Annotated in this window: 13 protein-coding genes; 8 read left to right on the top strand and 5 right to left on the bottom strand. The window is 51.8% G+C overall.

What is annotated here, in order from left to right:
• Nucleotides 1-567: 567 nt before the first annotated feature.
• The 8 genes from Q8W24_RS09420 to Q8W24_RS09385 all read left to right on the top strand — a co-directional run bounded on the left by Q8W24_RS09420 (nt 568) and on the right by Q8W24_RS09385 (nt 7,293).
• Nucleotides 568-2,157, top strand: a complete 1,590-nt coding sequence (locus tag Q8W24_RS09420) for a peptide chain release factor 3 (protein ID WP_303432717.1) — start codon at nt 568-570, stop codon at nt 2,155-2,157.
• A 362-nt stretch (nt 2,158-2,519) separates the two neighbouring features.
• Nucleotides 2,520-2,954, top strand: coding sequence for a 50S ribosomal protein L13 (gene rplM / locus Q8W24_RS09415; protein ID WP_303432716.1), 435 nt, complete (start codon nt 2,520-2,522; stop codon nt 2,952-2,954).
• A gap of 1 nt (nt 2,955) precedes the next feature.
• Nucleotides 2,956-3,348 (top strand): 30S ribosomal protein S9, encoded by a 393-nt coding sequence (rpsI, locus tag Q8W24_RS09410; RefSeq protein WP_303432715.1) that lies wholly within the window; start codon nt 2,956-2,958, stop codon nt 3,346-3,348.
• 224 nt (nt 3,349-3,572) lie between these two features.
• Nucleotides 3,573-4,169, top strand: a complete 597-nt coding sequence (petA, locus tag Q8W24_RS09405) for a ubiquinol-cytochrome c reductase iron-sulfur subunit (RefSeq protein WP_303432714.1) — start codon at nt 3,573-3,575, stop codon at nt 4,167-4,169.
• Complete coding sequence (locus Q8W24_RS09400) at nt 4,169-5,395, top strand: cytochrome b N-terminal domain-containing protein (RefSeq protein WP_303432713.1); 1,227 nt, start codon at nt 4,169-4,171, stop codon at nt 5,393-5,395. Before petA ends, Q8W24_RS09400 begins: the two co-directional genes overlap by 1 nt.
• Nucleotides 5,395-6,153 carry a cytochrome c1 gene (locus tag Q8W24_RS09395; RefSeq protein ID WP_303432712.1) on the top strand — a complete coding sequence of 253 codons (759 nt, stop codon included), beginning with the start codon at nt 5,395-5,397 and terminating at the stop codon, nt 6,151-6,153. Before Q8W24_RS09400 ends, Q8W24_RS09395 begins: the two co-directional genes overlap by 1 nt.
• Before the next feature lie 91 nt (nt 6,154-6,244).
• Nucleotides 6,245-6,871, top strand: coding sequence for a stringent starvation protein SspA (gene sspA / locus Q8W24_RS09390; RefSeq protein WP_303432711.1), 627 nt, complete (start codon nt 6,245-6,247; stop codon nt 6,869-6,871).
• An 8-nt stretch (nt 6,872-6,879) separates the two neighbouring features.
• Nucleotides 6,880-7,293 carry a ClpXP protease specificity-enhancing factor gene (locus Q8W24_RS09385; protein ID WP_303432740.1) on the top strand — a complete coding sequence of 138 codons (414 nt, stop codon included), beginning with the start codon at nt 6,880-6,882 and terminating at the stop codon, nt 7,291-7,293.
• Nucleotides 7,294-7,402: 109 nt separating this feature from the next.
• On the opposite strand, the gene map is transcribed toward Q8W24_RS09385, so the two are convergent.
• The 5 genes from map to gatA form a co-directional block, all read right to left on the bottom strand.
• Complete coding sequence (gene map, locus Q8W24_RS09380) at nt 7,403-8,179, bottom strand: type I methionyl aminopeptidase (protein WP_305475131.1); 777 nt, start codon at nt 8,177-8,179, stop codon at nt 7,403-7,405.
• Between the two features lie 8 nt (nt 8,180-8,187).
• Nucleotides 8,188-8,430 (bottom strand): ParD-like family protein, encoded by a 243-nt coding sequence (locus Q8W24_RS09375; RefSeq protein ID WP_305475121.1) that lies wholly within the window; start codon nt 8,428-8,430, stop codon nt 8,188-8,190.
• 70 nt (nt 8,431-8,500) lie between these two features.
• Nucleotides 8,501-8,866 (bottom strand): hypothetical protein, encoded by a 366-nt coding sequence (locus Q8W24_RS16910; RefSeq protein ID WP_370693318.1) that lies wholly within the window; start codon nt 8,864-8,866, stop codon nt 8,501-8,503.
• Between the two features lie 172 nt (nt 8,867-9,038).
• Nucleotides 9,039-10,514, bottom strand: coding sequence for an Asp-tRNA(Asn)/Glu-tRNA(Gln) amidotransferase subunit GatB (gene gatB, locus Q8W24_RS09365; RefSeq protein WP_305475119.1), 1,476 nt, complete (start codon nt 10,512-10,514; stop codon nt 9,039-9,041).
• An 11-nt stretch (nt 10,515-10,525) separates the two neighbouring features.
• Nucleotides 10,526-11,980: an Asp-tRNA(Asn)/Glu-tRNA(Gln) amidotransferase subunit GatA gene (gatA, locus tag Q8W24_RS09360; protein ID WP_305414205.1), complete on the bottom strand. Its 1,455-nt coding sequence runs from the start codon at nt 11,978-11,980 to the stop codon at nt 10,526-10,528.
• Nucleotides 11,981-12,047: the final 67 nt, after the last annotated feature.

The following is a 12,047-nucleotide window of genomic DNA, read 5'->3' as shown; positions in this document are numbered from 1 at the left end:
GGATTTTTGAAAACGGATTTTATACACAAGTTTGAAGTGTCAGGTTTTTTGATAAACTTGTTTTCATATATTTGCACTTTCTTACATAAGATGATGTTAGTTGTTTTTTATATCCAAATTAGAGTGTTGGTTGACGTTTAATGGGTGTTATTTTCAGAATAATATCCGTTTTGTAATTTGAAGTTATTTTGTGCTTTGGATTTATTGTGAGGTTGGGATTTCTTGCTGAGTGTTTCTTGATACGTGTCGCTTGGTTTGAAGTTTGGGTTAATATAAAGAATTCCATTATCCGGCCACGGCACCAACCTGGCCCAAGATCGGCCAAGGGGTTGAGTGATGCTGACAGCAATCCCGGTAATCCACTTTGAAGTATTACCTCATTATTCTGTATCGCGGGTGGGGTCGTGGAGAGGGGAGAGCATCCGTGTCGCCGGTCGGCGGTCCAGGAATCTTGTCCAGGTTAATAGCTTTCGGTTGTGGATTTTCCATTGATTGGTGAAAATAGCGCCTGTTCTATTTTCAAGTCGCTGTGGCGTGCTGTGCCAGGGCTGTAGCCACAATAACCGGATGTCTATGTCTAGTATCTCTCAGGAAGTCTCGACACGTCGTACTTTCGCCATTATCTCCCACCCGGATGCGGGTAAAACCACGATTACTGAAAAGCTGTTGCTGTTCGGAAACGCCATTCAGTTGGCCGGTACTGTAAAAGGCAAAAAGACGGGCCGTATGGCCACATCGGACTGGATGCAGATGGAGCAAGACCGGGGCATCTCGATCACCACGTCGGTGATGCAGTTTCCTTATCGGGACTGCATGGTCAACCTGCTGGATACTCCAGGGCACGAAGATTTCTCGGAAGATACCTACCGTACCCTGACCGCCGTGGATTCAGTCTTAATGGTGATCGACGGCGCGAAAGGTGTGGAGGATCGGACCATCAAGCTGATGGAAGTATGCCGTTTGCGGGATACCCCGATTTTTACCTTTATCAACAAAATGGATCGCGAAGTTCGCGATCACATTGAAGTGCTGGACGAAATCGAAACCATTCTGAAGATCAAGTGTGCCCCCGTTACCTGGCCAATCGGCATGGGTAAGGCGTTCAAGGGGGTGTACAACCTGGTCACCGACACCATTCATGTGTTCCAGCCAGGGCAAGCGAGCATTGTCCCGGATGATACCCGGATTCAGGGGATTGAGTCGGCTGAAGCGCTGGCCTTGTTGGGTGAAGAACTGGTAACGGAGCTGATTGATGAAATCGAGCTGGTGCGGGGTGCCAGTTATGAATTTGATCTGGATGAATACCGCGAAGGCAAAATGACACCGGTGTTTTTTGGTACGGCGCTGTCAAACTTCGGTGTGCGGGAAATGCTCAACTATTTTGTTGAGTGGGCACCGGCCCCGATTGCACGGGAAACCAACGAGCGCACTGTCGAGCCAACAGAAGAAGCCTTTTCCGGCTTTATTTTCAAAATCCAGGCGAATATGGACCCGAAACACCGTGACCGCATTGCTTTTATGCGAGTGTGCTCCGGGACTTACAGCAAAGGCATGAAGATGCGCCATACCCGCATCGGCAAGGACATCAAGGTCGCGGATGCGGTCACCTTCCTGGCCGGGGACCGCAGCCAGGTCGAAGAGGCTATTTCTGGCGATATTATCGGTCTGCACAATCATGGCACCATCCAGATTGGTGATACCTTTACGCAAGGCCATGACATGCGGTTTACCGGTATCCCGCATTTTGCTCCGGAGTTGTTCAAGCGCGTACGACTGAAAGACCCTCTGAAGATGAAGCAGCTGCAAAAAGGCCTGCAGCAGTTATCGGAAGAAGGGGCGACCCAGCTGTTTATGCCAATCAACAACAATGACCTGATTCTGGGGGCTGTCGGGGTGCTGCAGTTTGATGTTGTACAGCAGCGCTTGCGGGACGAATACAAGGTTGAATGTATTTACGAGCCGGTCAGTGTGAATACCGCCCGCTGGGTGTACTGCAACGACAGTAAAATGCTGGAAGACTTTAAACGCAAGGCCGTCGATAATCTGGCTATTGATGGTGGCGGCTATCTGACGTATATCGCTCCGACACGGGTGAACCTAAGTCTTATTCAGGATCGCTGGCCCGATGTTGAATTCCGCTCAACCCGTGAGCATTAATTCATTGTGCGCAGGGATGCCCTCTGTAACCGCCCATGTTCTCCGTCGCCGCTCATAACGGCACGGAGTCGGTTCTTGGGCGATGGATAGACAAGGCCATGCCGGTCTTGTATGGACGAAGCCAATCTGTGCTGTGGACAATAAAAATCCGTAGATAATCCATTTTTAAGTGGACTGTTTTCTGCACTAAAGATACAATCCGCGCCCCTTTATGAAAAGACGGCTCATTCTGGCACTCGTGTCGTGACGGCTGATCCGCGATTGACTGTGTTAAAAATACACAGGTGGTTGCGTGGGTAATAACCGTCCTGTAGAATGCCGCCCTCTTTTCTGATCAACATGCCCTTGAAGGCGAGAATTTGATGAAAACTTACAGCGCAAAACCCGAAGCCGTAAAACGTGAATGGTTTGTTGTTGATGCAGCTGATCAGACGCTGGGTCGCCTGGCCACCGAGGTTGCTCGCCGTTTGAGAGGCAAGCACAAGCCAGAATACACACCACACGTTGATACCGGCGATTATATCGTCGTGATCAATGCTGAAAAAGTAAAAGTCACTGGTAAAAAAACCAGCGATAAAATGTATTACCGCCACACCGGTTATCCTGGTGGTCTGAAATCGATCTCTTTTGAAAAGCTGATCGACTACAAGCCTCAGGACGTAATCGAACTGGCAGTTAAAGGCATGCTGCCCAAGAATCCTCTTGGACGCGCCATGTTCAAGAAAATGAAAGTTTACGCAGGTAGCGAGCATCCACACACCGCTCAGCAGCCTCAAGAACTGAAGCTGGGAGAATAATATGGCCGTAACTCAATACTACGGTACCGGTCGTCGCAAGACGTCTACTGCTCGCGTTTTCTTGCGTCCAGGTACTGGCTCTATCGTAATCAACAAGCGCACACTGGAAGAATACTTCGGTCGTGAAACTGCTCGTATGGTTGTCCGTCAGCCTCTGGAATTGACTGAAAGTCTGGAGAAGTTTGACATTGTCGTGAATGTTAATGGCGGTGGTGGTAATGGTCAGGCGGGTGCTATCCGTCACGGCATTACTCGTGCCCTGATGCAATACGACGAAACGCTACGTCCATCACTTCGTGCCGCGGGTTACGTTACTCGTGATGCTCGTGAGGTTGAACGTAAGAAAGTCGGCCTGCGTAAAGCACGTAAGAAGCCGCAGTTCTCCAAACGTTAAGCGATTTATTGCTTACAAAAAAAAGCGTCCCTTGGCTTATGTCAATGGACGCTTTTTTTGTTTTTATATCCCTACAGTGGGTATGTCTTCCCGGTTGTTTCAAATCCTCAATTTCTTTACTATGTGCGCCGCTCTGCATTCTACGCCGGGTCTGCCGACCGTAGTCCCTCTCAGGCAAACGACCTCGCGGCAGAAAAGAATTTTAATGATGGGAGAAGATGGTAATGAGTCAAGACGGCGTTAATAAAGGTCGGCGCACCCTGCTGGTGGGCGTGACTTCTGCTGTCGGCGCGGTTGGTGCTGGCTTCGTCGCTGTACCCTTCGTCAAATCTTGGGTTCCAAGTGAAAAGGCGAAAGCGGCAGGCGCTCCGGCCAAGATCGATGTCAGCAAGATCGAACCAGGTTCGATGCTGACAGCCGAATGGCGTGGTAAGCCGGTATACGTTGTGCGTCGTACAGACGACATGCTGGAAAATCTTCCAGAGCACAATGACCGACTGAAAGATCCGGATAACAGCAACAAGGCTCAGCAACCAGCCTACGCTGATAACATCAATCGCTCACGCAAACCGGAAGTACTGGTTGTGCTGGGTGTTTGTACCCACTTGGGGTGTGCTCCCAAGTACTTTGGCGAAGTTCAACCCCAACAGTTTGATGCAAACTGGCCTGGCGGTTGGTTCTGCCCATGTCACGGTTCTCGTTTTGATCTGTCTGGTCGTGTTTTTCAGGGATCTCCGGCTGCGTCCAACCTGGAAATTCCACCGCACAGCTATGAAAGTGCCAATGTGGTTGTAGTCGGTGTGGATGAGGAGAACGCCTGATGAGTAACAAGCAAAACACCCTGATGGGTTGGGTTGATGACCGCTTGCCGGTTACCAGCACCTATGAAAAGCATATGTCGAAGTACTATGCTCCGAAGAACTTCAACTTCTGGTATTTCTTCGGCGTACTGTCGATGCTGATGCTGGTTAACCAGATTCTGACCGGTGTCTGGCTGACCATGAACTTCACCCCAAGTGCCGATGCCGCATTCGCCTCAGTTGAATACATCATGCGTGATGTCGAGTGGGGTTGGTTGATTCGTTATATGCATTCGACCGGTGCAACTTTCTTCTTTATCGCGGTGTATCTGCATATGATGCGGGCGATTCTGTATGGTTCCTACCAGAAACCACGTGAATTGATCTGGATCTTCGGTATGGCCATCTATCTGGCTCTGATGGCAGAAGCCTTTATGGGTTATGTACTGCCATGGGGACAAATGTCTTACTGGGGTGCTCAGGTCATTATCTCGCTGTTCTCTGTTCTGCCTTACGGTAACGAACTGACTGAATGGATTCGTGGTGACTTCCTGATCTCTGGTGCAACGCTGAACCGTTTCTTTGCCTTGCACGTAGTGGCTGTGCCACTGGTGATTGTTGGTCTGGTGGTGATGCACTTGCTGGCCCTGCACGAAGTGGGTTCCAACAACCCTGACGGCATCGATATCAAAAAACTGAAAGACGAAAACGGGGTTCCTCTGGATGGCGTGCCATTCCACCCTTATTACTCAGTACACGACCTGGTCGGTATTGTGGTCTTCCTGATGGTGTTCTGTACGGTCATGTTCTTCTTCCCGGAAGGCGGCGGTTTCATGTTGGAGTATGCCAACTTTGAACCGGCTAACGGTCTGAAAACACCGGAGCATATTGCCCCTGTCTGGTACTTTGGTGCCTTCTACGCGATTTTGCGTGCTGTACCCGACAAGCTGCTGGGTGTTGCCGCGATGGGTGCTGCCATTGCAGTACTGTTTGTACTGCCGTGGCTGGATCGCAGTCCTGTGCGCAGCTGGCGCTATAAAGGCTGGATGAGCAGAACCTTTATTCTGGTGTTTGCCGTCGCCTTTATTCTGTTGACCTGGCTGGGTACTCAACCAACCAATGAACTGAATACCTTCCTGGCTCGTGCTTCATCGTTTATCTACTTCGGTTTCTTCTTGTTGATGCCTTTCTATACTCGTATGGAAAAAACCAAACCAGTGCCAGAACGCGTAACAGGAGGCCACTAATGAAAACGTTATTTGCATTGATTGCTGCACTGCTTCCTGCAGTTGCAATGGCGTCCAGTGAAGGTGTGCATCTGGACAAGCACCTGACCGATCTGACGGACAAGGCATCACTTCAACGTGGTGCCCAGACCTTCATGAACTACTGCATGGGTTGTCACTCGATGGAACATGCCCGGTTTAACCGCATAGCCAGTGACCTGGATATTCCAGAAGAGCTGATGATGGAAAACCTGGTATTTGATACCGACAAGAAATTCGGTGCGCTGGCGACTATCGCCATGCGTACGGAAGATTCCAAAGTCTGGTTTGGTGCAGCGCCACCGGATCTGACTCTGGTCGCTCGGGTACGTCGTCCAGATTGGCTGTATACCTACTTACGCAGCTTTTATGTCGATCCAAGCCGTCCATGGGGTGTGAATAACACGGTCTTCAAAGATGTGGGTATGCCTCATGTGCTGGCTGATCTGCAAGGTCTCCAGCACAAAGGTACTGCTCCGGTTGCTGTGGGTTATGACACATTGACGGGTCAGGAAATCACCGAAGAGCACGAAGATGTGTTATATCTGGCAGAGCCAGGCACTCTGAGTGTTGCTGAGTATGATGATCTGATCTTTGATCTGGTGAACTTCATGACTTACTCCGCTGAGCCGATTGCGGTTGAGCGTGAAAGACTGGGTTGGTGGGTACTGTTGTTCCTGGCAATCTTCTTTGTACCTGTGTACATGTTGAACAAGGAATACTGGCGCGACGTGCATTAATCGCCCGGTATTTTGACGCTAGCCTGGCCGTTTATGCGGCCGGGCTATCTTTGTTTTTAGGTAATTGAATTTTTTAGCGAGTGAGGAAATTATGGGGGTTGTAGCGAAACGCTCTACCATGACGTTTTATTCCGATGCCAAGGATCATTTCAGCCATCGTGTACGTATCGTACTGGCTGAAAAAGGTGTCGCCGTCGAAATTATGGATGTGGACCCGGACAACCTGCCCGAAGATCTGACATCCCTGAATCCTTACAACACCCTGCCAACTCTGGTGGATCGGGAGCTGACTCTCTACGAAGACCCGAACATCATGATGGAATACCTCGACGAGCGTTTTCCTCATCCTCCACTGTTGCCTGTTTACCCCGTCGCACGTGCAGAAAGCCGGTTGTGGATCAAACGCATCGAGAAAGATTGGTGTGGCCTGGTCGGCACGATCCTGGCTGGAGGCGATGGCGTTGAAGAAGCGCGCAAGGCATTGACCGAAAGCCTGGTCAGCACGGCCCCCATTTTTGCCGAAATGTCATATTTCATGAGTGACGACTTCTCCATTGTGGATTGCTGCGTTGCCCCTATCCTGTGGCGTTTGCCGGTGTTGGGCATAGAACTGCCAGAGCGTCAGTGCAAGCCACTGCTGCAATACATGGAACGCCTGTTCGATCGTGAATCGTTCCAGGCCAGCCTGACCGAAGCCGAACGGGAAATGCACGAATAATGGAAACAATGACCCCAAGCCGACCTTACCTGGTACGCGCCCTGAACGAGTGGATCCTCGATAATCAGTGCACACCCTATGTATTGGTAGATGCCTCACTGGCTGGGGTTCAGGTGCCTCAGGATTATGTGAATAAAGGCCAAATCGTACTGAATATCAGTATGACGGCAGTTCAGAACCTGTTGATCGATGATCAGGGATTGTCCTTTAATGCCCGCTTTGGCGGTGTACCCATGTCGGTATACGTGCCCACCGTGGCCATTCTGGCGATATACGCCAAGGAAAACGGTCAAGGTATGGTATTTGGTTCAGAAGCGGGTGCTCCTGATCCGAATAATCCACCAGAGCCGCCCAAACCGAAGCAAGTCGAGCCAGAGAAAAAAGCCGGTGCTGGCCGTCCTTCGCTAAAAGTAGTGAAGTGATCTGACGCGTGTTCGAGATGTTTGAAGTGAAACATCGGATGCATAAAAAAACCGCCTTCGGGCGGTTTTTTTATGGGTGGCTGATGATAGGGCCAGCAGGGTATTCCAGCTATTCTGTGGTATGAAGTGTTTTTTCTTCTTCCCTCAGCGTCAGTACTTCGTAACCATCGGTAGTCACGGCAATGGTGTGCTCCCACTGGGCCGACAGCTTCTTGTCGCGGGTAATTACCGTCCAGCCGTCTTTCATATGCTTCAGTTTATGACTACCCTGATTGATCATCGGCTCAATGGTGAAGGTCATCCCGGCGGCCAGCGCCATCCCTATGCCGGGCTTGCCATAATGTGTGACCTGAGGCTCTTCGTGCATCTCGCGGCCAATGCCGTGACCACAATATTCCCGCACCACACTGTAACCGGCTTTTTCAGCCACTTGCTGAACCGCATGGCCAATATCGCCTAGCGTCACTCCGGGTTTTACGGTCCGGATACCGGCCCACATCGCTTCGTAAGTTGTCTCAACCAGACGACGCGCCATTGGCGTAATCTTGCCAATGCAATACATCTTGCTGGAGTCAGCGATAAAGCCATTTTTCTCCAGTGTAATATCGCAGTTGATGATATCGCCGTTACGTAAAATCTGGCTGGCCTTCGGTACCCCGTGGCACACCACATGATTGATCGACGTATTCAGGCAGTAGGGGAAATCATACTGCCCCCGGCTGGCTGGACGAGCGTTCAACTCGTTCTCAATAAAGGACTCGACCTTCAGATTGATATCCATGGTGCTGATGCCAGCCACCACAAAGGTATCCAGCATCGCAAACACCTGTGCCAGCAAGTGGCCGGACTCACGCATCAGCCCGATTTCTGCCGGGGTTTTTACCATGGCGTTCATTAGCAGGCCTCTTGCTGACGCTGGATGTCGGCCTTGCATTCAGATTTCAGAGTCGCCAACGGCAACTCATTTGTGGCCAATAACTTGCGGGTTAGCTGGGCGTAAGTGAGATCGGGGTAAAATTCCGCCAGCATCCCTATCTTGATCCAGTACTCCGCCTGCGAATTGATCGACCGCGCCATCACAGCACTGGTCTCACGGATTTCCTCATGCAGTTCTTCCGATATTTTAACGATACCCATAACGTTGACATCCTCCTGGCCGAAAATTGAGATCAGCCTCTGACACTACAAAACATATACGAATTGTATATCAATTGGATGGTCTGGATTGTTCGGATTTGAAAGACAGTGCGTTGTGGGTGAAGCCAAAACCGGGACCATGTAACGTGAAATACTCTGGTGGCTGCGATGGTTTGAAGGTTGAGGCCGTGTAGTGGCCAACTGATTTCGGACACGGTTTTAAGTTTTTCTTCTGCTGCGAGAGGGCTGATACCATCATTCGTCCAGACCCGTCGGTAGCCCTTCCAGTGCCGTAATCCCGGGATACGTCCATGGTTGTTTGGTAAGCTTCGGTGACGTTGCCGAGTTCTGTGGCCAGGGTAAGCAAGCCGACTTTGTGTCGAATGATTCGTTCGTTACGATGGATTATGCGAGTTACCTTGTTGGTGTCGATCAAAGGTTTGGTCGCCTTTAATCTCAACCGGCAACTCGCTCCTTCTTAATGAGCACTGCCAGATGGGGTCTGAATTGATTCACTTAATTTGTTGATATTCTTTCTGATATCTAAGGTTGCTCTGTTATTCAAACAGCCCAGACGTCCGTATCCGAACGTCTGGTGCATCAAAACGTTACCCCAACTCTTCCAGCTTTTTCTTCAGTACTTCCATCACCACTTGCGGGTTGACCCCCTTGGCAGCTTTACGGGTCAGGCCAATAAAGGGTCCCATGGCCTTGCCACGTTTTTCCACCGGGGTATTGAGGTAGCCTTCCACCAGTTTCGGGTTGTTGGCCAGTACATCGGCAACGATGGCTTCAATGGCACCAGTATCGGACACCTGTTTCAGGCCCATGGAGTCAACCAGCGCGTCGACTTTTTCCACTGTGCTGTCGGCTTTGCCTGCTTCTCCGAGTGCCACCAGTGCGTTGAATACTTCTTTGGCGCCGCCGTTGTTGAGGGTGTTGTCCTTGATCAGTTGCAGGATACGGCCCAGTTGCTCGGCGTTGACAGGCAGTTCGCTGATGTCGATTTCCAGCCGGTTGAGGGTGGCGGAGACATCACCTTGCACCCAGTTGGAGGCGAGTTGGTAGTCGTTGGCTGCTTGTGCTGCGATTTCAAAATAATCGGCCAGTGTACGACTGGAAGCCAGAACCGCTGCGTCGTTGGCTGACAGCTGGTGGCTTTCGATAAAACGCTTGCGCTTGGCGTCGGGCAGTTCGGGCAGAGTGCTGCGTACGGCTTCGATGTAGTCATCATCAATAATGATGGGTAACAGATCGGGGCAAGGGAAGTAGCGGTAGTCATTTTCCACTTCCTTGGAGCGCATGGAGCGGGTTTCGTTTTTGTCGGCGTCGTAGAGGCGGGTTTCCTGAGTGATGGTACCGCCGTCTTCCAATACGTCCATCTGACGTTCGATTTCGACATCGATCGCCCGTTCGACGTTACGGAAGGAGTTGACGTTTTTGATTTCGGTACGGGTGCCAAATTCCTGTTGGCCCTTGGGGCGCAAGGAAACGTTACAGTCGCAGCGCATGGAGCCCTGGGACAAATCGCCATCGCAAATGCCCAGATATGTGACGATGCTGTGCATTTTGCGGAAGTAGGCCGATGCTTCTTTGGCGCTGCGTAATTCCGGTTCGGAGACGATTTCGACCAGCGGTGTTCCGGCCCGGTTGAGGTCAATGCCGGACATGCCGCCAAAACCTTCGTGCACGGATTTACCGGCGTCTTCTTCGAGATGGGCGCGGGTGACGTTAATGCGTTTGCTGCTGCCGTTGTCGAGTTCGATATCAATATGACCCATGCCGACGATGGGGTGGTGCAGCTGGGTAGTCTGATACCCCTTGGGTGAATCCGGGTAAAAGTAGTTCTTGCGGTCGAAGACCGAGCGTTTGCCAATTTCGGCGTCGATGGCAAGGCCAAACTTCACCGCCATGCGCAGGGCTTCTTCGTTGAATACGGGCAAAACACCGGGTAATCCGAGGTCAACTGCGCAAGCCTGGGTATTGGCGTCGGCACCGTAGGCGGTGGAGGCACCGGAGAAAATCTTTGATTTGGTGGCCAGCTGAGCGTGAATCTCAAGGCCGATAACAACTTCCCATTCCATAATCAGGCTCCTTATACCAGATCCGCTGGCGTTTGCTGATGCCAGTCGGTGACTTGTTGGAATTGATGGCCAAGGTTGAGCAGACGGCTTTCATCAAAGTAGTTGCCAATCAGCTGCAGGCCGACGGGCAGGTTGTCGACCTGGCCACAAGGAATCGACATGGCTGGCAAACCGGCCAGGTTGATGGCAATGGTGAAAATATCTTCCAGGTACATGGCCACCGGGTCGCTGGTTTTTTCACCGGCCTTGAACGCCGGGCTGGGGGTGGTCGGGCTCATGATGACATCGACCTGTTTGAAGGCTTCGACAAAGTCATTTTTGATCAGGCGGCGTACCTGCTGGGCTTTTTTGTAATAAGCATCGTAGAAACCGGCCGACAGTGCGTAGGTACCCACCATGATGCGGCGTTTGACTTCTTCACCAAAGCCTTCGCCCCGTGACCGCTTGAACAGATCATTGACGTCTTGTGGGTCATCACAGCGATGGCCGAAGCGTACACCGTCCATGCGAGACAGGTTGGCGGAGCACTCAGAGGGTGCAATCACGTAGTACACCGGAATCGCCAAATGTGTGTTGGGGAGGCTGATTTCTTTGACCGTAGCACCCAGTTTTTCGTATTCGGCAATGGCGTTACGGACTTGCTGTTGCATGTCGCTGCTGAGGTCATCGCGGAAATATTCTTTGGGTAAACCAATGGTCAGACCGGCAATGCTGTCGTTCAGGTTGGCGGTGTAGTCCGGTACATCCTGCTGCATCGAGGTGGAATCTTTGGGGTCGAATCCGGCCATTACGTTGAGCATCATGGCGGAATCTTCTGCGGTGCGGGTAATGGTGCCGCCCTGGTCGAGGCTGGAGGCAAAGGCAATCATGCCCCAGCGGGAAACCCGGCCATAGGTTGGCTTGATCCCGGTGACGCCACAAAACGCAGCAGGTTGGCGAATCGAACCGCCGGTATCGGTGGCCGTGGCACCGGGCACCAGACGCGCCGCAACCGCGGCTGCAGAACCACCGGAAGAACCACCGGGAACGTGATCCAGCTGCCAGGGGTTGTGCACTGCGCCGTAGAAGGAGCTTTCGTTGGATGACCCCATGGCAAACTCATCCATATTGAGTTTGCCCAGGCTGACGGCACCGGCGTTGTTGAAGTTGGCGACCACGGTGGCATCGTAAGGAGCGACAAAGTTGCTGAGCATTCTGGAGCCGCAGCTGGTCAGTACGCCGTTGGTACAAAAAATATCCTTGTGGGCCATGGGAACGCCTGTCCAGGGGGTAGCGTTGCCCGCTGCCCGCATGGCATCGGCGGCGGCGGCCTGTGCCAGTGCTTGTTCGGCCGTCACGGTAATAAAGCTGTTGTAGTTATGATCCAGTTGTTGGATGCGATCCAGGTACGACTGGGTCACTTCAACGCTGGAATATTCGCCCGCGGCCAGGTCGCGGGCTATCTGGGCGATGGTTTTGTTGTGCATGGGGTCTCTGTCCTGTGAAGCTGATCCCGAATTCGGAAGGTGCCTGAAATAATCCGGCAAGCTGAAA

The sequence above is a fragment of the Oceanobacter sp. 4_MG-2023 genome, assembly GCF_030689165.1.
Taxonomy (GTDB): domain Bacteria; phylum Pseudomonadota; class Gammaproteobacteria; order Pseudomonadales; family Oceanobacteraceae; genus Oceanobacter.
Note: the sequence above shows the minus strand (reverse complement) of the source record. Positions and strands in the feature narration are given on the sequence as shown.

What these genes read in the sequence shown, in the direction of transcription:
- rplM (WP_303432716.1), top strand. Translation starts at nt 2,520, where the DNA reads ATGAAAACTTACAGCGCAAAACCCGAAGCCGTAAAACGTGAATGGTTT.
- rpsI (WP_303432715.1), top strand. Translation starts at nt 2,956, where the DNA reads ATGGCCGTAACTCAATACTACGGTACCGGTCGTCGCAAGACGTCTACT.
- Q8W24_RS09375 (WP_305475121.1), bottom strand. Translation starts at nt 8,430, where the DNA reads ATGGGTATCGTTAAAATATCGGAAGAACTGCATGAGGAAATCCGTGAG.
- map (WP_305475131.1), bottom strand. Translation starts at nt 8,179, where the DNA reads ATGGTAAAAACCCCGGCAGAAATCGGGCTGATGCGTGAGTCCGGCCAC.
- petA (WP_303432714.1), top strand. Translation starts at nt 3,573, where the DNA reads ATGAGTCAAGACGGCGTTAATAAAGGTCGGCGCACCCTGCTGGTGGGC.
- Q8W24_RS09400 (WP_303432713.1), top strand. Translation starts at nt 4,169, where the DNA reads ATGAGTAACAAGCAAAACACCCTGATGGGTTGGGTTGATGACCGCTTG.
- Q8W24_RS09395 (WP_303432712.1), top strand. Translation starts at nt 5,395, where the DNA reads ATGAAAACGTTATTTGCATTGATTGCTGCACTGCTTCCTGCAGTTGCA.
- gatB (WP_305475119.1), bottom strand. Translation starts at nt 10,514, where the DNA reads ATGGAATGGGAAGTTGTTATCGGCCTTGAGATTCACGCTCAGCTGGCC.
- gatA (WP_305414205.1), bottom strand. Translation starts at nt 11,980, where the DNA reads ATGCACAACAAAACCATCGCCCAGATAGCCCGCGACCTGGCCGCGGGC.
- sspA (WP_303432711.1), top strand. Translation starts at nt 6,245, where the DNA reads ATGGGGGTTGTAGCGAAACGCTCTACCATGACGTTTTATTCCGATGCC.
- Q8W24_RS09385 (WP_303432740.1), top strand. Translation starts at nt 6,880, where the DNA reads ATGACCCCAAGCCGACCTTACCTGGTACGCGCCCTGAACGAGTGGATC.
- Q8W24_RS09420 (WP_303432717.1), top strand. Translation starts at nt 568, where the DNA reads ATGTCTATGTCTAGTATCTCTCAGGAAGTCTCGACACGTCGTACTTTC.